The 22,650-nt window shown below is 71.1% G+C and carries 21 protein-coding genes; 14 read left to right on the forward strand and 7 right to left on the reverse strand.

Translation table 11 applies throughout. The annotated features are described in order from the left end of the window. Positions 1 to 332: 332 nt before the first annotated feature. The 8 genes from ACGF1Z_RS00005 (at position 333) to ACGF1Z_RS00040 (ending at position 7,364) form a co-directional block, all read left to right on the forward strand. Positions 333 to 1,202, forward strand: a complete 870-nt coding sequence (locus ACGF1Z_RS00005) for an IS5 family transposase (RefSeq protein WP_392998127.1) — start codon at positions 333 to 335, stop codon at positions 1,200 to 1,202. A 248-nt stretch (positions 1,203 to 1,450) separates the two neighbouring features. Then, positions 1,451 to 1,750: a hypothetical protein gene (locus ACGF1Z_RS00010; protein WP_392998129.1), complete on the forward strand. Its 300-nt coding sequence runs from the start codon at positions 1,451 to 1,453 to the stop codon at positions 1,748 to 1,750. Beyond that, positions 1,747 to 1,998 (forward strand): hypothetical protein, encoded by a 252-nt coding sequence (locus ACGF1Z_RS00015; RefSeq protein ID WP_392998131.1) that lies wholly within the window; start codon positions 1,747 to 1,749, stop codon positions 1,996 to 1,998. Before ACGF1Z_RS00010 ends, ACGF1Z_RS00015 begins: the two co-directional genes overlap by 4 nt. Before the next feature lie 304 nt (positions 1,999 to 2,302). Further along, a complete protein-coding gene (locus tag ACGF1Z_RS00020; RefSeq protein WP_392998133.1) occupies positions 2,303 to 2,584 on the forward strand; it encodes a hypothetical protein in 282 nt (93 codons plus the stop codon). 211 nt (positions 2,585 to 2,795) lie between these two features. After that, a complete protein-coding gene (locus ACGF1Z_RS00025; RefSeq protein ID WP_392998135.1) occupies positions 2,796 to 3,539 on the forward strand; it encodes a VanZ family protein in 744 nt (247 codons plus the stop codon). A gap of 321 nt (positions 3,540 to 3,860) precedes the next feature. Further along, positions 3,861 to 4,232, forward strand: a complete 372-nt coding sequence (locus tag ACGF1Z_RS00030) for a hypothetical protein (RefSeq protein ID WP_392998137.1) — start codon at positions 3,861 to 3,863, stop codon at positions 4,230 to 4,232. Between the two features lie 366 nt (positions 4,233 to 4,598). Next, positions 4,599 to 5,768 carry a lycopene cyclase family protein gene (locus ACGF1Z_RS00035; protein ID WP_392998139.1) on the forward strand — a complete coding sequence of 390 codons (1,170 nt, stop codon included), beginning with the start codon at positions 4,599 to 4,601 and terminating at the stop codon, positions 5,766 to 5,768. Between the two features lie 36 nt (positions 5,769 to 5,804). Then, a complete protein-coding gene (locus ACGF1Z_RS00040) occupies positions 5,805 to 7,364 on the forward strand; it encodes an FAD-dependent oxidoreductase (protein WP_392998141.1) in 1,560 nt (519 codons plus the stop codon). 21 nt (positions 7,365 to 7,385) lie between these two features. Here the strand turns inward: ACGF1Z_RS00040 and ACGF1Z_RS00045 are convergent, their stop codons facing one another. From ACGF1Z_RS00045 to ACGF1Z_RS00060, 4 genes are read right to left on the reverse strand one after another with little or no spacing between them, the layout of a single operon-like run. Then, the gene (locus ACGF1Z_RS00045; RefSeq protein ID WP_392998143.1) at positions 7,386 to 8,405 is read right to left on the reverse strand and encodes a DUF5914 domain-containing protein; all 1,020 of its coding nucleotides are present in this window, start codon (positions 8,403 to 8,405) and stop codon (positions 7,386 to 7,388) included. Beyond that, entirely contained in the window at positions 8,398 to 9,444 is a 1,047-nt protein-coding gene (locus ACGF1Z_RS00050) for a phytoene/squalene synthase family protein (RefSeq protein WP_392998145.1), read from the reverse strand. The genes ACGF1Z_RS00045 and ACGF1Z_RS00050 overlap by 8 nt, the downstream gene beginning before the upstream one ends. After that, positions 9,441 to 11,000 carry a phytoene desaturase family protein gene (gene crtI, locus ACGF1Z_RS00055; RefSeq protein WP_392998147.1) on the reverse strand — a complete coding sequence of 520 codons (1,560 nt, stop codon included), beginning with the start codon at positions 10,998 to 11,000 and terminating at the stop codon, positions 9,441 to 9,443. The genes ACGF1Z_RS00050 and crtI overlap by 4 nt, the downstream gene beginning before the upstream one ends. Then, positions 10,997 to 12,205, reverse strand: a complete 1,209-nt coding sequence (locus tag ACGF1Z_RS00060; protein ID WP_392998149.1) for a polyprenyl synthetase family protein — start codon at positions 12,203 to 12,205, stop codon at positions 10,997 to 10,999. The genes crtI and ACGF1Z_RS00060 overlap by 4 nt, the downstream gene beginning before the upstream one ends. Positions 12,206 to 12,415: 210 nt before the next feature. Here ACGF1Z_RS00060 and ACGF1Z_RS00065 point away from each other — a divergent pair, with 210 nt between their 5' ends. After that, complete coding sequence (locus tag ACGF1Z_RS00065; RefSeq protein ID WP_392998151.1) at positions 12,416 to 13,126, forward strand: class I SAM-dependent methyltransferase; 711 nt, start codon at positions 12,416 to 12,418, stop codon at positions 13,124 to 13,126. A 324-nt stretch (positions 13,127 to 13,450) separates the two neighbouring features. Continuing rightward, positions 13,451 to 13,939: an RNA polymerase sigma factor gene (locus tag ACGF1Z_RS00070; RefSeq protein WP_392998153.1), complete on the forward strand. Its 489-nt coding sequence runs from the start codon at positions 13,451 to 13,453 to the stop codon at positions 13,937 to 13,939. Between the two features lie 55 nt (positions 13,940 to 13,994). On the opposite strand, the gene ACGF1Z_RS00075 is transcribed toward ACGF1Z_RS00070, so the two are convergent. Next, the gene (locus ACGF1Z_RS00075; RefSeq protein ID WP_392998155.1) at positions 13,995 to 15,338 is read right to left on the reverse strand and encodes a glycosyltransferase; all 1,344 of its coding nucleotides are present in this window, start codon (positions 15,336 to 15,338) and stop codon (positions 13,995 to 13,997) included. A gap of 261 nt (positions 15,339 to 15,599) precedes the next feature. On the opposite strand from ACGF1Z_RS00075, the gene ACGF1Z_RS00080 reads away from it, so the two are divergent. The 4 genes from ACGF1Z_RS00080 to ACGF1Z_RS00095 all read left to right on the forward strand — a co-directional run bounded on the left by ACGF1Z_RS00080 (position 15,600) and on the right by ACGF1Z_RS00095 (position 20,103). Next, positions 15,600 to 17,657, forward strand: a complete 2,058-nt coding sequence (locus ACGF1Z_RS00080) for a glycosyltransferase (RefSeq protein ID WP_392998157.1) — start codon at positions 15,600 to 15,602, stop codon at positions 17,655 to 17,657. A gap of 127 nt (positions 17,658 to 17,784) precedes the next feature. Beyond that, complete coding sequence (locus ACGF1Z_RS00085) at positions 17,785 to 18,372, forward strand: TetR/AcrR family transcriptional regulator (RefSeq protein WP_392998159.1); 588 nt, start codon at positions 17,785 to 17,787, stop codon at positions 18,370 to 18,372. Beyond that, positions 18,369 to 19,277 (forward strand): oxidoreductase, encoded by a 909-nt coding sequence (locus tag ACGF1Z_RS00090; protein ID WP_392998161.1) that lies wholly within the window; start codon positions 18,369 to 18,371, stop codon positions 19,275 to 19,277. Before ACGF1Z_RS00085 ends, ACGF1Z_RS00090 begins: the two co-directional genes overlap by 4 nt. 472 nt (positions 19,278 to 19,749) lie before the next feature. Continuing rightward, positions 19,750 to 20,103, forward strand: a complete 354-nt coding sequence (locus ACGF1Z_RS00095; RefSeq protein ID WP_392998163.1) for an STAS domain-containing protein — start codon at positions 19,750 to 19,752, stop codon at positions 20,101 to 20,103. 144 nt (positions 20,104 to 20,247) lie between these two features. Here the strand turns inward: ACGF1Z_RS00095 and ACGF1Z_RS00100 are convergent, their stop codons facing one another. Both ACGF1Z_RS00100 and ACGF1Z_RS00105 read right to left on the reverse strand, forming a co-directional pair. Then, positions 20,248 to 20,835 carry a hemerythrin domain-containing protein gene (locus ACGF1Z_RS00100; protein ID WP_392998165.1) on the reverse strand — a complete coding sequence of 196 codons (588 nt, stop codon included), beginning with the start codon at positions 20,833 to 20,835 and terminating at the stop codon, positions 20,248 to 20,250. A 7-nt stretch (positions 20,836 to 20,842) separates the two neighbouring features. Then, positions 20,843 to 22,042, reverse strand: coding sequence for a hypothetical protein (locus ACGF1Z_RS00105; protein WP_392998167.1), 1,200 nt, complete (start codon positions 22,040 to 22,042; stop codon positions 20,843 to 20,845). Positions 22,043 to 22,650: the final 608 nt, after the last annotated feature.

Here is a 22,650-nt window from a genome sequence, read left to right on the forward strand (position 1 = left end):
ACCTGCCACAACAGACGTCCACTGCCTCAGCCGTCCCGAACCGGTCCGCCAGCTGAACTGCAATGAAGCACCCCTGCCGGGACAAAACGCTCTTTAAGAGGTCGTTTTCACCTGCATCGGTGGGTTATCGGTGGTTTCCCAGAGTGCAGGGTCGCGGTGCCCGTGAGGCTGGGAAGATGGCCGGTGCCTTGCGAGGCGGGTGGGGTTGCGGATGAGGTGGAAGGGCACTTGTTTCCGTCTCATCCCGCGATGCCCTGCCCTTGAGGTCGTGTGCTTCCACTGCTGCCGTTGCACGCCTGGGCGCATTCGGTTCGCGACAGTAGACCGGAAGTATGGCGAAGCGACGTGCGTATCCGAGTGACCTGTCCGATGCCCGCTGGGAGTTGATCGAGCCGGTCCTGTCCGCGTGGCGGCTGGAACGTCGGCACAGGGCTCTGCATTTCGGCCGGCCGCCCGAGCACGATCTGCGCGACATCATGGACGCGATCTTGTACGTGGATCGCACCGGGGTCCAGTGGCGCTACCTCCCGCACGACTTCCCGCCCTGGAACACCGTCTACGGCTACTTCGCCAAGTGGGCCGACGAAGGTGTATTCGCCCAGCTGAACGGTCTGCTCAGGCACCTGCTGCGGGAGAAGGAGGGGCGGAACGCCGAGCCGTCGGCCTGTGTGATCGACGCGCAGAGCGTCAAGACCTCCACCAGCGTCCCGGCCGCCGGCCAGGGCATCGACGCCGGCAAGAGGATCGTCGGCCGCAAGCGGAGCATCATCACCGACACCCTCGGCCTGCTTCTCGCCGTGCTGGTCACCGCGGCGAGCGTGCAGGACTCCACCGCCGGCGCCACGCTGCTCGACCAGGTCGCCGCCGATCACCCCCGGGTCCGCAAGGTCTGGGTTGACGGCGGCTACCGACAGCATCTCGTCGAGCATGCCGCCACCCTCGGCATCGACATGGAGATCACCGCTCGCAAGCCCGGGACCAGGGGATTCACCCCCATCCCGAAGCGGTGGGCGGTCGAGCGGACCTATGGCTGGCTCATGCTGAACCGCCGTCTGGCCCGCGACTACGAAACCCTGCCCACTCGCTCGGAAGCCATGATCCACCTCGCCATGACCAGCCTCATGGCCCGCCGCCTCACCAGCGAGAGCACCATCTCCTGGCGCGACCCGAAAGAGCCCACAGAACACCCGATCCCGGGATGAAACATCGGGAGAAAACGACCTCTAAGAGGAGCAGCGGTGCAGAACTACACCGTGCGGTGGACGCAGCACGGCCGGGAGCGCGAGTCGAAGTTCGGCTACGGCCAACCGAGCGTCCAGGCCCGCAAGGCGCGCCGGTGGATACCGCCCGGCACTGACTCGCAGGCAACACGCGTTCCGAAGCCCGACTGCGTTAGTGCGGGACCGCGTAGGCTGGCCCGTATCGGCAAGCTCGGGCCAGGGAGGCAGACGTGACGGCACGTGACACATGGACGGTGGACCGACTCCACCACGCCCTGCCGCACTCCGCCTCCCGCCAGCAGCTCCTCGCCGACGTCAATCTCACCCCGATCGACGAGCTGCCCGCCGTCCTGGACCGCTGGGCCCAGGCCGCCGAGACGCTCCAAGCCATGGCCCACCGCATCGAGACCGCCCGGGTGACGGAGAAGGCGTATGGCCGGCTCTCCGAGAGCGTGTCTGCCGAGGACCGCACCGCCGACGTCCTGCGCGACGCCGGCCCCCGCGACCAGCGCGGGCAGGGAGCGGCGTGACCTACCGCCTGTCCTTCCCGCCCGACGTCTTCGACACCTACAAGCAGCTCCCCGACCCCGCCCGCCGGGACCTCGCGGTCTGCCTGGTCGACGCGCAGGAAGACCCCCTCGCGCACTCGGAACCGTACGGCGAGGACGACGGCATCATCCGCACCGTCGCGCGCGGCCGCGTCACCGCCGTCATCCTCTGCGGCCATCCCACTTCGACGCTCACCGTCCTCGGCATCGCCTACGCCGGGACCGACTGACGCCCGCGATCAGAGGCGAGGTGTACCCGCCATTCCTCACGGGACTGATGGTGAGGGGACAGGCAGAGGGGGCCGAGGGACGTGGCACGTCAGCCCGGTTCGGGCTGCGGGCCGCGTGATCGCAGAGGTGGCTTACCTCCATCGGCAGCGCCTCTCACTCTCGTGTCGATCACGACCTGACGGACCAGGCCAGCGGTGGTGGCTCGACGGCTTGTCCGGAGGCAGGATCTGATCACCCCTCCCCCACCACAGAGAGCGGTCATACCTCTGCGGAAGGCCGATATGCCGCATCAAGGCATCGGGCATGGCGGCCGTGGCCGCACTGGCACCGATACCCGTGGTGGGTGGTGCCTCCCCGGCCGAGGCCGGGGAGACCGGGACGGAGCAGCTCAGCTGTCCTCGCTCGGGCAACATCTCCAACTGGGACAAGTGCACGACGCTGTCCAACGGCGTCCTCGTGATCAACGAGACGGCCCGCGGCGACTTCGTCGGCATCACGTACTGGAAGTCGGGCGGCTCCGCCATCACCGCGCGACTCGGCTTCCTGAGGGGCGGACCCACACGTGGGGGGGGTGGTGCTCCATGAGCGCCGGCCGGGAGTACTGCAACAGCCGGAGCAGCCTGTCGAACGGCTGCCATCCGACCAACGGCCTTCCGAACACGAAGGGCGGGGATACCCACCGGACCCCGGCGGCAGACGCGTGCTGATCCCTCGGTGCCCGGGTGCCGTCTCGCCGGAGCGGCACCCCGGCACCGCTCGGACTCGTCCTCACGTTCACGGCAAAGAGAGTGGTCAGGTGCTGTACGCCGTCTTCAACGGGCACGGGATGTTCATCGTCCTGGCGACCCTGCTATCGGCAACGGTCGGTTTCGTCGTCTACAAGCAGTCCCCCACCGGAACCGAACGACGCGCCCTCAAGGGCTTGTTCGGGGCGTCCGTGACCGCTGTGGTGAGTCTGACCCTCTGGTCGACCGGCTCCCCGATCCAGCAACCACGGGTCTGCGTGGTCAACCGCGATCTGATCGAACCGTTCACCACTGACCAAGGACTCCTCAACGCCGGCCTCTTCCTCCCGGTCGGGCTCCTCGGCGCCCTGGCAACCCGAAAGATCATCGGTACCATCGCCTTCGGAATCGTGCTCACCTTCGCGATCGAAACCCTCCAGGGCGCGCTCCCCTTCCTCGGACGGGGTTGCGACACCAGTGACCTGCAGATGAACTCCCTGGGCGAAGCCGTCGGCGCGCTCCTCGGATGGCTCATCACCACGGTCGAGAAGCCCCGCGCCGCCTTCCTCCATCCCTGGCGCGCCCGCAGCGTCCACACCGCCGTGTCGGCAGTGGCCGCCTTCGGCCTCATCTGGGGACTGGCTGTCGAGCCGCAGCCTGTAGACCGGACACTCGGCATCGGACGGGCTGACAGCGCGCAGGAAGAAGCTCTGCAGGCGGCCGTGGACGACGCTTTCGACGGACACTACAAGGTGAGCCGTATCGAGTTCGCGTCTGGTCCTGACGGCACCGGCACGGTCACAGGCTCGCCGTGACAGGAACCGTGATCAACGAGGGCCCGTAGAGACCGTGGCGGCCCTGAAGGCCTCACTGGGGGCGGGGGTGGAGGGGAGGATGTGTCCTCGCACGGCCCGTCCGCGTACCGGCCCCGCGCTTCACCGCATCCCGGTCGTCGAAAGGCCCCGGCGCAGCTTCGTGGCGACCCACTCCGAGAGGGGGCAGGTCGCCTCCGGGGGCGGCGGCATCCGTTCCCGCGGGTCCGGGCGGCCTTCGGACGGTCCGGGCCGACAGTGCCGTCAGGCCGTTTCCTTCGGAACGCCTTCGACGGTCTTGTCCGTCCTGGATACGGTGGCGGCATGACGACGATCCTGCGGCACCCCCGGCCTGGATTCATGTGGGATTGGTGGGCAGTGGACGCTCAGGGCTTCCTCGTACAGTTCAGCAGCGGGCCCGCTCCCGAGCACCTCCTGGCGCATGTGGATCGGGTCGACGCCGCGGCTGCCTGGGCCGAGGAGAACCGTCCCGCATGGTTCGACGATGCTCCCCCATCGCTTCACGCCTTCAGCTGCAACGGCGAGTTGCCGGTCTACACCCGCAGCACCGTCGCGGACTCCCCGCTGCGACTGTCCGACGCCCCGGCTGCCATCGCCGACGTCGCCGCCCTTGTCGAACTGCACAAGGCAGTGGGAGACGCCTGGACGGTTCACCTCGACCAGGGGTGGGTCTAGGCAGCCCGGCTGGAATCACCTGGCCGACCGATGAAGATGGCGGCGATGTGGAGTCCGGCGAGGCGGTGCATGCGACGGACGCCCGCCGGGCTGGACGCCCCCGCTCGTGCATCGCCTTCGGCGGCCTGCATCCGGCCGCCGCACCGGTGGCGAAGCGTGGTCAGGACCGGCACCAGCCGTGCGACGACACGCTGGGTCCGGCTCCCCTCCGCTCCCTGCGACCCGCCAGGACGGAGAATCACCCGGGACACTCGGGAGGCTCCCCCTGGGCGTGCCGCATTCGTCCCCCGTCGTATCCGCACACCCCTGCAACCACTCCGTCGGACCGTTTGCCCTCAGATCCAGCGCAGAGGCGGGACCAGTTCCGTGGACAGCGATGTCGTCATCATCGGCGCCGGCGCGGCCGGCCTCTCCCTCGCATGGCGCCTGCTCAGCCCCCCGGCACACCTCACCGCGCCGACCGTCGTCCTCATCGACGCGCCCCCGGGGAGCCGTCGTCCGCCCGAGCGCACATGGTGCTACTGGGAACAGGGCGAGGGCGACTACGACGCCTGGCTGAGCGCCTCCTGGCGCGAGGTACGCGTGCGGGCGCCCGACGGACGTGCTCTCCGGCGCGACCTGGGCAGACTGCGCTACAAGATGCTCCAGTCCAGCGCGTTCGCACGGGGACTGGAGCCCCGGCTCGCCGGGGCGCACCGGATCGAGGGCGTCGTCGAGGGCATCGTCGACCACGCCGACGGGGTCCGCGTGGCGTACCGGGCGGCCGACGGCGCGCTCCGCCGCATCCGGGCCCGCTGGGCGTTCGACTCCCGGCCGCCCACGTCGACGCCGCCGGCCCGGGTCGCCCTGCTGCAGCACTTCAAGGGCTGGTTCGTCCGTACCGCACGACCCGCGTTCACGCCGGACACGGTCGAGCTCATGGACTTCCGCACCCCGCAGCCGGAGCACGGCCTCTCCTTCGGATACGTGCTGCCGCTGACCGCGCACGAAGCACTCGTCGAGTACACCGAGTTCAGCGCGGCGGCCCTCTCCGACCACGCCTACGACGCGGCCCTGCGCCACTACACCGAGTCGCTCCTGCGACTCGGCCCCTTCCACGTGCGCGCCACCGAGCAGGGGCGCATCCCGATGACGGACGCTCACCACGCCCGGCGTGCGGGCAGAAACGTGTTCCGCATCGGCAGCGCCGGCGGAGCCGTCAGACCGTCCACGGGATACGCCTTCGCGGCCATCCAGCGCCAGGCGGCAGCCATCGCGCACGCACTTCACCGGGACGAGGAGCCAGTGCCTCCTCCCGCGCACTCCACTCGTTCCCTGGCCATGGACGCGGTTCTTCTCCGGGGGCTCGACACCGGCCGCGTCTGCGGCCCCGACTTCTTCACGTCGCTCTTCTCGCGCGTTCCCGCCGAACGACTGCTCCGCTTCCTCGATGGTGAGACCCGGCCGCTGGAAGAACTCCGCATCGGACTCCACACGCCCGTGCTCGCCATGCTGCGCACGGCCGCCGAGGTCCCCTTCCTCGCCCGCCGCGCCTGAACCACCCGCCCCTCATCAGGAGAGTGACCACCACCGATGTTCCTCCACGGAAATCCGAGCGCGCCGCCCGGCCGGGACCGCAAGGCGGTCGCCGTTCCCGCTCATCCGGGTGACACCCGGCCGCGCGACGGCCGACAGCACCGGTGCACCGTCGTCGGCGGGGGCATCGCGGGGATCGCCGCCGCGACGATCCTGGCGGAGCGGGGAGTCGAGGTCACCCTCTACGAGCGGGAGCCGTCGCTCGGGGGGCGCCTGGCGGGGTGGCCGGACGAACTGCGCGACGGAACGGCGGTCACCATGAGCCGGGGCTTCCACGCCTTCTTCCGCCAGTACTACAACCTGCGAGGGCTGCTGCGCCGGGTCGACCCCGCCCTCGACTCGTTCACCGCGCTGCCCGACTACCCCCTCCGGCACAGTGCCGACCTGTACGACAGCTTCGCGAGGGTCCCCAGGACGCCTCCCTGGAGCGCACTCGGTTTCGTGGCCCTCAGCCCGAGCTTCACCTGGCGCGACCTGCGGCGCATGAGAGCGGGCGCGGCGCTGCCGCTTCTCGACGTCCGTCTGCCGGAGGTCTACGAGCGCTACGACCATCTCAGCGCCCGGGAGTTCCTGGACGAGATCCGCTTCCCGGCAGCCGCACAGCATCTCGCCTTCGAGGTGTTCTCCCGCAGCTTCTTCGCCGATCCCCGAGAGCTGTCCGCCGCCGAGCTGGTCCTCATGTTCCACATCTACTTCCTCGGCTCCTCCGAGGGGCTGCTGTTCGACGTGCCCGACGAGCCCTACCCGCAGGCCCTGTGGGACCCACTCGCGCGGTATCTCCGCCGGCACGGCGTCCGTATGCGCACCGGCACCGCCGTGCACCGTCTGGACCCGGCTCCCGGCGAAGGCCACCTCGTCATGTCGACGGCCGGCGTGGAGCACACCGACGCGGTCGTCCTCGCCGTCGACACGAGTGGGCTGCGTTCCCTCGCCGCACGGTCCCCGGGCCTGTGCGACGAGCGCTGGCGCACCGGCGTGAGCCGGCTCAGGACGGCGCCGCCGTTCCTGGTGTCGAGGCTGTGGCTCGACCGGCCGGTGCACCAACGCCGGCCGGGCTTCCTCGGCAGCGCGGGATACGGAGCGCTCGACAACATCAGCGTGCTCGAACGTTACGAGGGGGAAGCCGCCCGCTGGGCCCGCCGGACGGGCGGCTCGGTCGTCGAACTCCATTCCTACGCCCTCGACCCGGCCGTCGATCCGCACGATGTCTCGCGCGATCTCGTCGCTCAGCTCCACCGGGTCTATCCGGAGACCCGGGGCGCGCGGATCATCGACGAGCGCCGTGAGGTGAGGGAGGACTGTCCGCACTTCGCGGTGGGCGGGTACCGGGACAGGCCCACGGTCCTCACCCCGGATCCGACGGTCACCGTCGCCGGGGATCTCGTCCGCACCGACTACCCGGTCGCGCTGATGGAGCGGGCGGCGACCACCGGGTTCATGGCGGCCAACGCCCATCTGCGGCGGTGGGGCCTGCGCGGACAGACGCTGTGGACGGTGCCGCACCGGGGCCGCTCAGCCGCCTTGCGTCTCCTGTCCCGTCTGGGGGGCAAGCCCTGACGCCGCCCGTCCGCGCTGCTGTCACCCCGGGAAGCGGCCGGTGCTCCTGAGGTGCCATCGGCGCTCGGCGTACGCCAGGTCGTCCCTCCAGAGCCGGGCGGCCGTGGCGCGCATGGCCGGTCGCAGCAGAGGCGCCACCGCCCTCGTGAGAGCGAAGCCGCGACGATCCGACGTGGCGACGACGGCCTCCACCACCGCGGTACGAGGCCGGTCGGCACCTGCCCGGGTGAGCGGGGTCGCATGCGTCTCCACCACGGAGCCGGTCCCCTCCCCCTCCACGATCCGCATGACGACCGTCCGGGGTCCGGGGGCCGTGAAGACGGCTTTCACCGGTACCACCGCGCGTCCGGCCACCTTGAAGGACACCCGCACGACGAGGGCGTCCTCCTCGTCCGTCACGTCCCGTGCGGGAACGGACAGCACTTCCAGGTCCACGAAGGAGTACGGGTGCAGCCAAGCGCCGTGCCAGGGATCGAGCCGGTTCGCCACGACGTCCTGAGGCTCGCACGCACCCACCGCGGTGTACACCGCGCTGATCGCCTCCGCAGGCGGCGGACGTTCCCCGATGACGGGGCGCTCGGTCGGGACCTCGCCGCCCGCACGGTCCATCCGCAGCCACACGAGCACTCCGTCGTCGAACGCCGGCCATGGCTCCCACCCCGCGAAGGGAGCTCCGTCCAGTGCCAGACCGTGCCAGTGGCAGATGAGGATCCCGCAGCGGACCGCACTGTCCTTCAGGGGCGCGCCCAGGTGCGGACAGGCGCCCGGTCCCGCGTGAACCGACCCCTGCCCGTCGCGCCAGAGCACCACCTCCGTCCCCGCCACCGTCCGCCCGAGGGGCCTGTCCGCGCGGACGTCACGGCTGTCCGCGACGACGAACCAGTTTCCGGATCCCCGGTTCGTCGCGCGCTTCAGCGACTCGGCGATGATCGAGGGCCGGGCCTGCTCCCATGTCGTCCGCTGGTCAGCCCAGTCGAGCGGGTCGCGCCGCAGCCTCAGGGGCACGCCTCGTCGTGCCCGCCGTCCTCGGTGGCTACTCACCCACTTCACCTCTCGCTTCTCGGCGGCCTCCCGGTGAGCGGAGAGCGGGAGCGACGCCTCCTTCGGTCCGTGCACCCGTCACCGGCGGCGGTCCCCCTCGTACGCCGCGCCGCAGGGTCCGCGCGGTGAGAGCCTTGGCCAGCCCCGTCAGCGCCACCCGTGCCCTGCGCCGCCCGTCGACGACGGCCCTGCGGTGTACGACGGCGTAGCCCTCCGCCTCGATCACGTCGAGGATGTCCTGGTACAGCACGAAGGCGGTGCGGATGCAGGGTGACGACGTGGGATCGAGCAGGGCGATCCCGGGTTCCGCCTGTCGGTAGACGCGGCGTGTGACGTCCGCGGCAGCCCGCATGGCGGACGTGATGCGCGAGTCCCGGCAGCCGGTCAGCCTGCTCCACCGGAGCAGGTCGCGGTCCACCCCGTGGGCGGCGAGCAGGTCGGCCGGCAGGTAGACCCTTCCGCGGTCCAGGTCCTCTCCCACGTCCCTGAGGAAGTTGGTGAGCTGGAAGGCGATGCCCAGGGCGGCCGCGTAGGGCTCGGCTTCCTCCGGAGGGCAGACGGTGCCCAGGACGGGGACCATCTGCAGCCCGATGACGGCTGCCGAACCGTACATGTACGTGTTCAGCTCGTCGTACGTGGCGTAGGAGCACACCGAGAGATCGGTGCGCATGGAGGCCAGGAAGGCGCTGAAACGGTCCGCGGGAATGCCGTAGCGGGCGCGGGTGTCCGCCGCTGCCGCCACCGCCGGTTCACTCACCGCCTCTCCGCGCAGCGCCCTGCCCCACTGCGCCTCGAGGTCGCCCAGGGCCGCCGACCTCTGAGCCGGCGAGACGCGTCCGTCCAGGTCGTCGACGATGTCGTCGGCGTACCGGGCGAAGCCGTACAGCGCGTGCACGGCGCTGCGCCGTTCCACCGAGAGGAGACGGGTCGCGAGAAAGTACGTCCTGCCGTGGCGTGCGTTGAGTGCACGGCATCTCGTGTACGCGGCGCGCAGGAACGGATCGGTCACCCCCGCGGCGTCCAGCTCGCGCGGTGTCAACGGGAGAACCTTCCGGCGCGAGGGGCGGCGGACAGCGGAGGCGTCGGCTTCACCCGCGGGCCGCCCGTGCGCCGGGCCCGCTGCCCTGCGATCCGCTGGGCGGCCAGCTTCCCCGAGATCAGGACGGGCGGAACGCCCACCCCCGGAGTGGTCCCGCATCCGGCGAGGACGGCGTTCTCGGTGCCGCGCACGAGGTTGCGAGGCCGGAAGGGTCCCGTCTGGGCGAACGTGTGGGACACCGAGAAGGGCGTGCCCGCGCTGTGCCCCTGGGCCGTCCACTGCGCGGGGGTCACCAGGGACTCCTCGTCGATGGAGCCGCCCAGCCCGTGCAGGCCCCTGCGCTCCAGCTCGGCGATCAGCGCATCGCGGTAGGCCGGTCCGAGCTCGTTCCAGTGAGCGGCACTGGGGCCGATGTCCGTGTTCGGGCACGGCGCGAGGATGTAGTGGAGGTGTCTGCCGGGCGGCGCCAGCGTGGCGTCCGTCGCGGTCGGGCGGGTGATGAGGAACGACGGATCGCTCATGAGCGTTCCGGTGCGGGTGAGTTCACGGAAGGTCGTCGACCAGCCTTCGCCGAAGGAGAGCGTGTGGTGGCTGAGCATGGGCCAGGTGCGGTCGGTGCCCACGTGCAGGACGACCGCGCTGGGAGAGTGCCGCAGCCCGGCCGGGCGACGGGGTTCGCGCCCGAGGAGCCGGTAGGTCACGGGGAGGTCAGGGGTGAGGACGACCGCGTCGCACGGGATGCGTCCGCGATCGGTGATCACGGCCGTGATCCGTTCCCCTGAGCGCTCCAGTTCGTCGACGCGTTCTCCGAATCGGAGGCGGGCTCCCGCTCGTTCGGCCGCACCCGCCATCGCCAGCGGCACCGTGTGCATGCCTCCCCTCGGGAAGAACACACCCGCGACCGTGTCCATGTACGCGATCACCGCGTAGGCGGCCAGGGCGCGGGAGGGCGGCACTCCCGCGTAGAGCGCCTGGAACGAGAAGACCCGCTGGAGTCTTTCGTCCGAGAGGAAGCGGCTCACGGCACGGTCGAGACGGCCGAGGCCGCCGAGAGCCGCGAGCCGGGCCAGATCGGGATGGACGAGCTGAAGGGGGGAGTCGAAGTTGGCGTCGATGAAGCGTCGCCTCTGCACCTCGTACAGCTCGCTCAGCCACTGCCGCATCCGGGTGTAGCCCCGTGCCTCCTGGGGCCCCGCGAAGCGCTCCACCTCGGCCGCCATGACGTCGGCGTCCGTGTGCACGTCGATGCTGCTTCCGTCCCAGAACAGCGCCCGGTAGGCCGGATGCAGGGCGATGAGCTCGACCCGGTCGCGCAGCGAGTCACCCACCGCGGCGAAGGCCTCGTCGAGGATGTCCGGCATGGTCAGGACGGTCGGGCCGGTGTCCACCCGGTAGCCGTGGAGATCCTCTCGGCCCGCCCTCCCGCCCGGCTGCGTCTCCCGTTCGACCACGGTCACCTCACGCCCCGCACCCAGGAGATGCAGCGCTGCCGCGAGCCCGGCGAAGCCCGCTCCGACCACCACCACGTGGTCCGTCCTGCCCGGCACCGTTCTCACCGGACACCTCCGATCGCAGATGTAGGGACCTCGGCGCGCGGGTCGGCGCGACGAGCGGCCGTGCTGGGAGCGGCCGTGCTGGGAGTGGCCGTGCTCGTGATCGGTGCCGGATCCGGGAAGCCGCACGGCTCCAGCAGCAGCCGGCCGATGTGGCCGGTCGCCCCGGAGGAGAGCGGACCCGAGCCGAGAACGGCCATGCTCCGTGAGCACAGGCGCTCGATGCGCGCGGCGACACGGTCGCGGGCTCCGCTCGCGACGAGCAGGTCGAGGACCCTGGCCACGTCGTCCTCTGTGACGAGGGGGGATCCGACCACTTCGTCGAGGAGCCGGAGAGCCTCCCTGTCACCCTTGCGCACGGCGATGCTCCGGGCGACAGCGACCAGGTACGTGGCCTTCCCCTCGCGCAGATCCTCGCCGGCCGGCTTGCCGGTCACCGCGGGGTCACCGAAGGCCCCCTGTACGTCGTCGTGGAGCTGGAACGCCATGCCCGCGCACAGACCCGCCCGGCGCAGTGCACGCACCACGTCGCGGTCAGCGCCGGCGAGGATCGCCCCGAGTGCCAGAGGATGCACGGCCGAGTACTGGGCTGTCTTGAGCACCGCGGCGCGCATCGCGCGCCCCGGGGACCGGGAGCCCGTGGCCTGCGCGTGAAGATCCAGGTACTGGCCCGCGACCATCTCGGTGCGCATCACACGCCAGACCCCGCTGAGCTCCCTCGCATGGGGCGTCCTCGCGAGGACGTCGACGAACGTGTCGTCGGCCCAGGCCAGAGCGAGGTCGCCGGCGAGCACCGCGGCGGCTCCCCCGAACGTGCCGAACGGGCGCCGGTGGTTCTGCGTTCCGTACTGCCGGTCGACGGCCGCGTGCACCGAGGGGCGCCCTCGCCGCAGAACCGACCCGTCCATCACGTCGTCGTGAATCAGGGCGCACGTCTGGATCAGTTCCACGGCGGCCGCGGCGCGCAGGGTCGCCTCCGACTCACGGGGACCGCCTCCGCAGGCACGCATGGACCACCACACCAATTGCGACCGCCGTCGCCTGCCTCCCGTGACGGTGAACGTCGCCACCCGCTCGCCGATGTCCGAGGCGAAGCCCCGGTGAGCGGCGCGCGACTCGCTCAGGCGGCGGCGCAGCACGTCGTCGAGCACGGTGCCGACGGCCGCCGGGACGTTCCTGTCCACCAACAACGGATCCGAAGTGCGCATGGTGGTTTCCTTGCCGCCGGTTGTCGGGCAGTGCGGGTCTTCCTCGGATTCCGTACCGCCGATCCGCATGGATGCACCAGCTCTTGGGCTGTCCGGCGCAACGTCCGTCGCAGGAGGCCGTGAGCGTCACCGCAATGGCGGGCGGCGTGTTCGACGCAGCGCCGCTCCCCCTGCGGGAAACTGGGGGGACGACGTCAAAGGAGTGTGCGGATGTCCCTGCTGCGCGACGCGGACCTCGCGAACGCGTTCGACCACGCCTCGCGAACCTACGATCGGATGACCTCCGCCAGTCCGGGCTACCACGCGCATCTGCTCCGCTCAGCCCGCCGACTGTGCCTTCCCGGGGCAGGAGCGGGGATGTCCGTCCTGGACCTCGGGTGCGGAACGGGAGCCTCCACGGCGGCACTGCTCCGTGCCGCCCCGCTGGCGACCTTGACGGGGGTCGACGCCTCGGCAGGCATGCTCGCACGAGCACGGCTCAAGGAGTGGCCCGCGCAGGTGTCCTTCGTGCACGCGCCGGTGGAGCGGATGCCGCCCCGGGCGGATGCGCCCGGTTCCCACGACGCGGTCTTCGCCGCCTATCTGTTCCGCAACGTCTCCGACCCCGACGAGACCCTCGGTGCCGTGCATCGGCTTCTGCGCCCCGGCGGACGTCTCGCCGTCCACGAGTACGCGCTCAGCGGCCGCGTCCTGCACCGCGTCCTGTGGACGACGGTCATGAGGGGTCTCGTCCGCCCCTGGGGCCGCCTCAACGGAGACGGCGCCCTCTACGCACACCTGCACCGGAGCGTCCTCGACTTCGACACGGCGGCCGAGTTCGTCGACAGGATCCGCCGAGCGGGGTTCACGCGCGTCCGCTGTCTGCCGCTCCCGGGCTGGCAGACGGGAATCACCCACACCTTCGTGGCGGAGCGGCGGTAGAAGCGCGCCGGCTCTCTCCCCCGCCCCTCGCCGGCCGACCCCCCGCCCGCCGGGAGGCGGGAGCGCGCTGCGGCGTGGGCGTCACGGCTCCTCGGATGGCCCGGTGCGTTGGCGCGAGCCGGCCGTGCCGTGGTGTCCTTGCGGTGCGGGCACCTTCACGCTGCGGCTTCGTCCCGAGGGACCGATGACGCCGACGGCAACACGACCCCACCCCTTGTAGCCGGTGTTGTCCGGAGAAGTCTGGTGCCTGAAAACTCATCGGTGCCCCCGTGTGGGTACTGTCCAGCAAGCCACGGTGAAGCCCCGCACGGCGACACGGTACGCATGCGGTTCGACGACATCTACGCGACGTGGTGCCACGACGTCCTGCGGTGGGCCAAACGGCGCTGCCTCGATCCCGAGGAGGCCGAGGACGTCGTTCAGCAGGTGTTCCTCGACGTCTGGCTGCACTCCGGACGGTACTGCTCCGGGCGAGGCGGGATCGGGCAGTGGATCTACGGAATCACCGCCCACAAGTCGGCGGACGCCGCCGCTGCCGTGATGAGGCGTCATGCCAAGGTCCAGCGCCTGGCCCGCGGCCCCGTCGACAGGCGGCACGACGCCTGTGCCGACATGGTGGAGCGGATCGTCATGGACACCGAGATGGCGAGCATCTCGGGTCAGCAGCGCAGGGTCCTCTGGCTCGCCTACTACGTCGACCTCACACAGGCCGAGATCGCGCGACTGCTCGATCTGCCTCTGGGGACGGTGAAGAGCCACAGCCGGCGTGCGCTGCGGTCGATGGCCCGCGCCCTCGGCGGGGCGGAGACCTGAGGGGCGAGCGACCGGGGCCCGGCCGCTCCGTCTCCCCTCACCGGGTGACGTCCGGTCACCGCCGCCCGGACGCCGACTCCATGGCGTCGAGCAGGCGGCCGGCGGCCCAGTCCGGTCCGCGCCGGCGGAGCGCTGCCGACCAGTGGGGCAGCCCCTCGGGGACGCGTTCGAGGAGATCGCGCACGGCGACACCCGCGTCGGCCTCGGTCAGTGTCGCCGGGTTCAGGCACGTGGCCAGCCGTGCGCGTTCGGCGTCATGGGCGATGGAGAACTGGTCGCTGGAGAAGGGCAGGATCAGCGCCGGGGTCGCGGACGCCAGGCACTCGGTGAACGAGTTGTTGCCTCCGTGGTGCACCATGGCGTCGACCCGGCTCAGCAGCCATCGCTGAGGAACGACGCGTGCCACGTGGACCTTGGGTCCGGCGAAGTGCGCCAGTGCCGGCGCGGCATCGCCCGCGGCCACCACGACCGCCACGTCGGGACAATGGGAGAGGATGCCCCGGATCAGCAGTGCCAGTACGTCGTCGCGTGCGGACAGGAAGGTGCCGAGTGCGATCAGCACGACCCGGCCGGCGGCCGAGGTGAGCCGGCCGAGCACGCTCTCCCACTCGTCGCCCGGTCCCTTCTCCTGCGGGGGCACGCAATGGCCCCCGTGCAGGAAGCGCACCCCGGACGGCTCGTGCTTCGGCAGCCAGGGGAACCGCGGGTAGTTGAAGACGACAGCGTGCCTCGACGCCAGAGCGAACGCGCGACCCGGTTCCGGAACCTGTGGCGCGTGGGCGCGGGCCACCGCGGCGAACCGCTCGGTGAACGCGAGATCGTTGCCCGAGGCGGCCTGCCGCAGCTCTGCCAGCTCCCGGGCAGCGGGGCGGACGGCCCTGGGCCAGGCGTAGGGGACGCCGAACAGGGCCTCCGGGCCGTTCGGCAGGTACGTCGGATGTCCCGGGCAGAACGTGGCGAAGGGGAGCCCGAGACAATGCAGGGCGAGCGTCACCGAGTAGCTGAGCTGGTCGACGACGAACCAGTCGGGACGCAGACGCTCCTGGAGGTCGCGCACCTCTGCCAGGACCTTCTCCGGGCCGGCGAGCATGTCCTCGCCCCGGTGGCGGGACTGCGTGAGCAGTGCGGCGACCGCCCCCTCGCGAGTGGAGCTGAGGAACTCCTCCAGCCGTTCCGACTCCCGTACGCCCTGCCGCGTGCTCCGGGCGACACCGGTGTTCGCGTTGCGTGACACGGTCAACGGCACGAAGCCCGCGGCGGCCGCCTCGGCCAGGGGGGCGAAGGGGGGTGCGCACGCGAACGTGACGTCGGCGCCCGCCCGGGAAAGAGCGCCTGCCAGCACCGACAGGGGTTGGGCGTGCGACTGGAAGGGGGGACTGATCACCGCGATGCGTGGCATCCAAGCTCCTTCGCCGTCGAGACTCCGCCGGTGCTTCGCCCCGGCACGGCGGAGCGGATGCGCTTGCCCGCCCCGCGTACGCGGGGCGGGGCTCCGCCAGGGCCGGGCGCGCCCCGCGCCAGCGGTCGCCGGCGCACGCGCAGGCCTGATCGGACGGGTCCGACGCGCGAGCCCCGGTCAGCAGACGCTGCGCCGGGTGCATCCGCGTCAGGGGGACACGACGAAACCTCCCTGGTCGGATGTACCCCACCAGGAGTCCACATGGAAATCTCAGCCCCGGGCCTCGCGGCGCCAGGTCCCCACGGCCTCACCGCCCCGGACGGGAGCCGTGACGTGTTCACGGCGGCCAGGCGGGCCTTCTGGATCCGGTCCGAAGGCGCGACGGCGTCCTCGGACCCGTCGGACTCGCCCTCGTCGTCTCGCAGCCTCCTGTCCCGGCTGGTCGAAGAGGAGTACGGAGCGGGCGGCGGTGGTGGACACCACGGGGGGCGCGCCCCGGCCACCGCTCAGGATGTCGCGGTGGCCCGCCTGCGGAAGCGGGTGCGGAGGGGAGGGACGCCGGGCCCGGAGGAGTGCGTGCGGCTCGTGGCCGCCGGTGACGGAGCACGCGGAGCGGTCTTCGAGGCGTGGCCCGAGGTCGTGCGGCGCTACGGAGGATTCCGGGCCGCGCACGCGCTGCGCTCCGGCTTCCGTGGCGCCCGGGACCCGGAGACGACGGCCATGCTGCTCCACCTCGCGGCCGCCGCCGACCTCCGGCCCATCCCGGGAGAGAGCATCCTCCGGCTTTCCCAGGGCCGCTCGCGGCGGGTGCGGCACGCGGCATGGCGTCTGCTCGCCCGGTACGGGCGCCGCTGGGAGAACCGGCTCCGTACCGCGGAGCCCGAGGACGCCTACGAGCGCCTCCTGCTGGAAGCCCTGCGTCACGAGCGGCGCGCCGTAGCCCGGCACTCCCTGCCCTCCTCGGGGCTGGTCGTCGCACAGTCGATGCTCATGGGGCCGTTCGACCGGCCGGGCGAGGGCCTGAGCGGCGGCCTCAGCGTCCTGCTCGACTCCGTGGGCGAGGCGCTCGCCTCGACCGACGGCATCGCAGGCGTTCTCACCGTGGTCACGGCCTGCCGCCCCGATCTCGAGGACGACCGGGTGCTGCTGCGCCGGCGGAGCCCCGGTCACTGGATCCTGCGGCTTCCCCTGGACAGGGATCGGCCGGCCGGCCCCCAGGAGTTCGGGGAGCACCGTGAGGCCCTGGCCTGGTGGGCCACCACGCTGCTGTCCGCTCTCGGACGGCCGCTCGACGTCCTTCACGTGCGATACGCCGACGACGGCTCGCTCGCTCTGGCCGAGGCGGCACGCAGAGTCGGTGCCGGGCTCGTCTTCACCGCGACCCCCGATCCTCATCGCCAGATGAGTGAGCGCCTCGACCACCCCGACGCGGACCCCGACCTGGTGCGCCTGGACCTGCACCGCGTGTTCCTCGCCGATCGCCTGGCCGACCGGGCCGACCGTGTGGTGGGAATCGCCGGCCGCGGTGGAACGGCGGAACTGCTCCATCACTTTCCGCAGCTCGCCCGCGGGCACAGGACACGGCCGCTGAGCGCCCCACCGGAAGGCGTGGCGCCCTACGTGCCGACGCCTGGCACGTTGGAGCGATGCGGATCGCTCATCGACACGATCCGCGGGAAGACCGGATCCGCCGGGGAGCCGGGGCGGACGGTGCTGTTGAGCGTCGGCCGTCTGCACCTCGTGAAGCAGCAGGACGTCCTGGTCCGCGCATGGATCGAGTCAGGGTGCCACCGGGAGTCGGTTCTGGTTCTCGTCGGCGGCAGCACGCGTGCGCCGGACCGCCAGGAGTCCCTGATACGTGACCGGATCGACGCGGCGACCCTCGGCAACCGGGAAGCCCGGGAACACCTGCTCCTCGTCCCCGCGCTCTCCAACGCCGACGTGCGCTCGCTCGAACGAACGCTGACCGACCCCGCTCACGGGTTCCGGGCACGTTACGTCTGTCCGAGCGCGAAGGAGGAGTTCGGTCTCGCGCTCCTGGAGGCCATGGAGGCGGGGATGGTGGTGGCCGGGCCCGAGCGTGGCGGTGTACCGCACTATCTGGACGACGGGATCAACGGCCTGCTCCTGGACACCTCGACCTCGCACGCACTGGGTCTGGGGCTGCGGCGCTTGCTGGACCTGGAGGACGAGGCCGCGGAAGCCATGGCACGGCGGGCGCAGCACCTCGTGCGCACCACCTACTCGGCGTCCGCCATGGCCCAGGCCCTCGCGGGCCACTACGCCGACGTGGCCGCGGGCGGCCGACGTGGTCGGTAGCCGTCGCCGAGCCCGTTGACGACCCCGGCCGAACTGTCATGGGCCGCACACGCCCCTCGCGCGGGGCCGGCGGCGGGTCCGCGGCCGGCGGCTTGACACACCCTCCTGCGTGAATGAACATTCATTCATGAACGGGACGCAGACGCAGATAGTCCGTGCGGCTCTGACGGTGTTCGCCGAGCACACGGTGGCGGCCACGCCGGTGCCGGTGATCGCACGCGAGGCGGGCGTCGCGGCGGGCACCCTGTACCGCTACTGGCCGAGCAAGGAGGCCCTGGCCAACGCGGTCTACCAGGACGCCAAGAAGTCGTTCACCTCGTACCTGACCAGGGGCGCATCCGCCCCCGAGAAGGCCGAGGCGGTCCTTACGGCGTACCGGCTCATGTGGGCGAACCTCGTCGCGTTCGCCGACGAGCATCCGGAGGCCCTGGCCTTCCTGGAGCACCAGCAGCATGCCTCCTATCTCGATGCCGCCAGCCAGGCGGCGGCGAGGGAGGCCGAGGCGCCGGCCGTCGACCTCATCCGTGCGGGCCAGCGGCTCGGCGTGGTCCGCCGAGCTGATCCGCAGCTGCTCATCAACCTGACGTTCGGCGCGTTCGTCGGCCTGACGAAAGCCGCCCGGGCCGCCGGCGGCCTGAGCCCGGCCGACTGGCAGCAGGCATCCGACGCCATCTGGTCCATGCTCACCCCCCAGGAAAGCAAGGAAGCATCATGAACACGCAGCTCGACGGCCCCGTACTGATCACGGGATGCTCCTCCGGCATCGGCGCGGCCGTGGCGCGCGCCTTCCTGCGCAGTGGCGCCACCGTCTACGCCACCGCCCGGCGCCCGGAGACGCTCGCGGACCTCGCCGAGGCCGGTGCCCACGTCCTCGCTCTGGACGTCACGGACGAGAAGTCCATGCAAGAGGCGGTCAGCCGCGTCGAGACCGAGCACGGTCCCCTCGGGACGCTGGTGAACAACGCCGGGTACGGCGAGTACGGCACTGTCGAGGAGACCGACCTGGACCGGGTCCGACGGCAGTTCGACACCAACGTCTTCGGAGCCGCCCGCCTCATCCAGCTCGTCCTGCCCGGCATGCGCCGCGCGGGCCGCGGCCGGATCGTCAACATCGGTTCCATGGGAGGCCGCCTGACCTTCCCCGCGGGCGGCTACTACCACGCCTCCAAGTACGCCCTCGAAGCCCTCACCGACGCGCTGCGCGTCGAAGTCGCGCCCTTCGGAATCCAGGTCAGCCTGATCGAACCCGGACTGATCAGGACATCTTTCGCCGACACCGCCTCGAACACCCTCGCCGCCAGCGGCGGTCCGCGCACCAGCGCGCCCCACGAGGGGGCGTACGCGGAGCTGAACCGCAACGCCCAGGGGGTCATGGACTCCGGTTACCGCAACCACCTGCTGTCGGCGACGCCCGAACCGGTCGCCAAGGCGGTCCTGCACGCCGCACGAGCCCGCCGTCCTCGGCACCGTTACGTGATCACGCCGGCCGCCAAGGCGATGGTGCACCTGCGCCGCCTGGCCGGCAGCCGGGTCTTCGACGCCGTCGTCCGCCGCCAGTTCCGCCTGCCCGCTCGCGCCGCCGTGGCGCAGCCGGTGCCCGTACCGCTCAACCAGCACTGACCGGCAGCCGCTCGACGCGAAAGCCTGCGCCGTCAGAAGATGCACTGCCCAGGGGTGCGGCTCGCTGTTCTGTCAGCACCCCCACCCCCCTCCGCCCTGCCGGCTGACCCCCGCCTCCGGCACTGCGGCCCGGGCCAAACCGTCAACACGCGTCCGGTGCGGTGACCCCTGCTATCTCCGTACCGTCTCCCGCACCGAAGCCCTCGGCTCCACCCCTCGGCACAGGCACACGCGCCGACGGCTGCCGGCGGTCGGCACGGACGGGGCTGTTCCGCGGCGCGTGCCTGTGGGAGCCTGGAAGGACACCAGCCTGGTCTGGTAGGAGACCCCGAACCGCCCGCGCAGGCTCTCTACGGAGGGCCGGGACGCGGTTCGGGTGGTCTTGCTGGTCTGTGCGTGGCCCCACGTCACGCGCCTGGCACCCCGTTCCCGGGGTGCACTTGGGCTCGACCCCGTGAGAAAGGGGCGAACCATGAGCGATCTCACCCTCACCACCCACGAAACCCCCGGCACCATCACGCTCATCCTGTCCGGGGAAATCGACCTCGCCTCCCGAGACGCCCTCGAAGCAGCCACCCGCGTGAACCCGCCCGCAGGCGCGTCGCTGTGCCTGGACATGTCCGAGGTGACCTTCATGGACTCCTCCGGCCTGAACTTCCTGCTCATCCTCCACCGCCGACTCGCCGAACACGGCAGCCCCCTCGTTCTCACCGGCATCCGGCAGGAGCCGATGCGGGTCCTGACCCTGACCGGCGCCGACGCCATCCTGTTGCCTCCCGGCGAGCGCCTTCCCCTCCCCGCCCCGCGCCACACGCCGGCCTCCTGAACCTCACTCGGCCCTCCGCACGTCACCCCCCACGTCCGCGGACGGGCCCTTGGACGGCCGCCGTTCCGAACCCCACGGCCACGAGAACCTTCCACGACCGGTGATGCTCCGGCAGGTCCATGTCCGTGGTCCCCGGGCCTGAGGTCAGCCGTCTTCGCCCAGGGCCCTGCTGACGGCGCCCTCGGTTCGGTTGATGAGCGCGATCACCGCTCCCAGGGCTATGTTGGCCGTTGCCGACTCCACCCCCGGGTACGGCCGTGTCGGAGCCAAGGCCTCAGCAGCCTTGAAGGTCCTCGCCATCACCGCCAGATCGGCGCTGCCGGCACTGCGGCGGATGTGGATGAATTCGTAACGCTCTTCGGCGCGGGCGTGTTCCTGGACGTCCCTGCGCAGCTTCATGAACCGGAGCATGAACGTCGGGTCATCGGTGTCGAGATCGTCGAGCGTCACCAGGGACTCCTTGGCCGCCTTCTCCTCGGCCAGGCGGTCCTCGACGGCCCGGGCGCCGCCGGGAAAGGCACGGCGGACGAAGGGGTGGACGACTTCCTCCTCGGCCGTCTCGTGAACGGCGAGCACGCGCACGAGCCGGCGGTAGGCTTCCCGGCGCTGTTCTCCCGCCGCGGCCTCGACCTCGTCGAAGAGGTTGCGGATGTCGCCGTGCCGGTGCATCAGCAGCGCCACCACGTCGGCGGCGGGGTGATCTCCGGACCTACGGGACTGTGACTCGGACATAGGTCCCTCATTTCACGCGCAGGGCGGGATCGGGGTGCTCGCCTTCGGACTCGAGCCGGTACTCGCCTGCGAACATCGCGTCGTGTTCGGTCAGCACCCGCTCGCTCGGGGGCTGTTCGCCACCGTGGATCTGGACCTGCGCCTTCTCGAATCGTTCGTGTGGGTCCGGGACGTAGCCGGCATCCTGGGTGGTCAGGTCCAGCTGGGTGTCCAGCAACTCGCGCAAGTAGGGCTTGTTGGGTTCGAAGGCCAGCACGTTCGGGAGCTCCGGGGCCAGCACGGACCGCGGATCGCGGCCGTCGTGGCGGCGCATGAGATCGCAGGCTGTGTGGAGGTGCTCTATCTCCATGTCCAGGTGCAGCTCCCAGATCGCCTTGACCCGGGGATCGGTCTCCTGCTGCGAGAAGGAGTAGTAGAGGTAGCACTCGTTGTACTCGTGATTCACGAGTTGCTCCCACCACGTCTCGCCGGGGTCGACCAGGGACTCGTAATGCGTGACGTGCTCTTCCTCGATCAGCCCGATCTCCTGATACAGCCGGCGGGCGATCGGCTCCATACAGGTGGGGCCGGTGTTCATGTAGAAGGTCATCGTCTGCTGCTCCGCCGACAGGACCGTCAGCGCATGAAGCTTCGAGAGCGGGCCGGCCTCGTCCTTGGCATACGGATCGCGGACGTTGTCCGCCGGGTGGCGGTGATGGAACTTGGCCGGCCGGCCGGGCATCACCTCGGTGAGTCCGTCGACGACCGACTGCGCCTCGCGGTGTTCGATCATCTCGTACAGATTCGCGTATCGGTACAGGTGGTCGAAGTCCTCCAGAAGACCGAACTGGTACGCCTGCCGCAAAGAGGGGTCCGGTTCCATCCGCGCGATCCACGCCGTCAGATCCACGACGGCCTGTTCGGAGGCGATCGTCGTCTCCAGCGCCGACGACACACCTGGCAGCAGCCAGTTCACCACCTTCTGCTGCTGGGCCTCGATGTACCGCAGGTATGCCAGCTGCCGTTTCACCTCCGGGGCGACCGTGTTGCGGGCCAGCATGTGACTGAACGTGATCGCTTCGACCTCGATGCCGTTCATTGTGAGGATCCGGCACCGGGTGTACGGGTCGCAGTGGTCAGGATCGATCGGCTTGACGTCCAGTTCGCGCCAGCTGCGCAGCTGGCGGTCCAACGGCATCCCCCGTTGCTCGAGCGGATCAAAGGTCATGACCGTTCTCCTCGGTCGAAGCACAGCAGGCAGGCGACCAGCGGCCCCTGCCGGACGAGAGGACCCCGCTTCTGGCAGGCGGGGCCGGCCCGTCCGCGCCGTCGATGGCGGCCGCTCCCGGGCGTCGGCGGAGCGACCCGTTCGCGCGGCGTCCGGGAACCGCCTTTGCCTGAGCGCCCGGGAGCTTCCCGTGCCTGGGCCTCGGCGATCCGCCCGCGCCTGGGGTCCAGAAACGGCACCCCGGCAGTCCCGGTCGCCGTCGCCGCCTTCAGGGGAATCGCTTCATGGATTGCCCGCCTCGGGCTGCGGCGCACCCCGCTTCTGCCCCGGGTCGGGCGATCAATGCTTACCGGCGGCATTCGGCACCGACTCGTTCAACGGCCGCTGAGGTGACGCAGCCGATGCGCCGGTGCTCTACCCCACCGGCGGGGCGGCGCGCCGGCCACGAAGCGTTACCACGCGCCCGACACGTGCCCACATCGCACCACCCCCCGCCCCCTCCTCCCCAGAGCGGCCGCCTCACGGTCTCCTCGCCCCCCGTATCACCGCCGAGCCGGGTGACACAGCCCCTGCCACGGCCACCTCATGGCGCGCGATGCCCGAGGCAG

Origin of the sequence: Streptomyces sp. NPDC048018, assembly GCF_043202995.1 — a bacterium.
GTDB lineage: Bacteria > Actinomycetota > Actinomycetes > Streptomycetales > Streptomycetaceae > Streptomyces.

What these genes read in the sequence shown, in the direction of transcription:
- ACGF1Z_RS00005 (WP_392998127.1), top strand. Translation starts at nt 333, where the DNA reads ATGGCGAAGCGACGTGCGTATCCGAGTGACCTGTCCGATGCCCGCTGG.
- ACGF1Z_RS00020 (WP_392998133.1), top strand. Translation starts at nt 2,303, where the DNA reads ATGGCGGCCGTGGCCGCACTGGCACCGATACCCGTGGTGGGTGGTGCC.
- ACGF1Z_RS00030 (WP_392998137.1), top strand. Translation starts at nt 3,861, where the DNA reads ATGACGACGATCCTGCGGCACCCCCGGCCTGGATTCATGTGGGATTGG.
- ACGF1Z_RS00040 (WP_392998141.1), top strand. Translation starts at nt 5,805, where the DNA reads ATGTTCCTCCACGGAAATCCGAGCGCGCCGCCCGGCCGGGACCGCAAG.
- ACGF1Z_RS00060 (WP_392998149.1), bottom strand. Translation starts at nt 12,205, where the DNA reads ATGCGCACTTCGGATCCGTTGTTGGTGGACAGGAACGTCCCGGCGGCC.
- ACGF1Z_RS00065 (WP_392998151.1), top strand. Translation starts at nt 12,416, where the DNA reads ATGTCCCTGCTGCGCGACGCGGACCTCGCGAACGCGTTCGACCACGCC.
- ACGF1Z_RS00070 (WP_392998153.1), top strand. Translation starts at nt 13,451, where the DNA reads ATGCGGTTCGACGACATCTACGCGACGTGGTGCCACGACGTCCTGCGG.
- ACGF1Z_RS00075 (WP_392998155.1), bottom strand. Translation starts at nt 15,338, where the DNA reads ATGCCACGCATCGCGGTGATCAGTCCCCCCTTCCAGTCGCACGCCCAA.
- ACGF1Z_RS00080 (WP_392998157.1), top strand. Translation starts at nt 15,600, where the DNA reads ATGGAAATCTCAGCCCCGGGCCTCGCGGCGCCAGGTCCCCACGGCCTC.
- ACGF1Z_RS00085 (WP_392998159.1), top strand. Translation starts at nt 17,785, where the DNA reads ATGAACGGGACGCAGACGCAGATAGTCCGTGCGGCTCTGACGGTGTTC.
- ACGF1Z_RS00090 (WP_392998161.1), top strand. Translation starts at nt 18,369, where the DNA reads ATGAACACGCAGCTCGACGGCCCCGTACTGATCACGGGATGCTCCTCC.
- ACGF1Z_RS00095 (WP_392998163.1), top strand. Translation starts at nt 19,750, where the DNA reads ATGAGCGATCTCACCCTCACCACCCACGAAACCCCCGGCACCATCACG.
- ACGF1Z_RS00100 (WP_392998165.1), bottom strand. Translation starts at nt 20,835, where the DNA reads ATGTCCGAGTCACAGTCCCGTAGGTCCGGAGATCACCCCGCCGCCGAC.
- ACGF1Z_RS00105 (WP_392998167.1), bottom strand. Translation starts at nt 22,042, where the DNA reads ATGACCTTTGATCCGCTCGAGCAACGGGGGATGCCGTTGGACCGCCAG.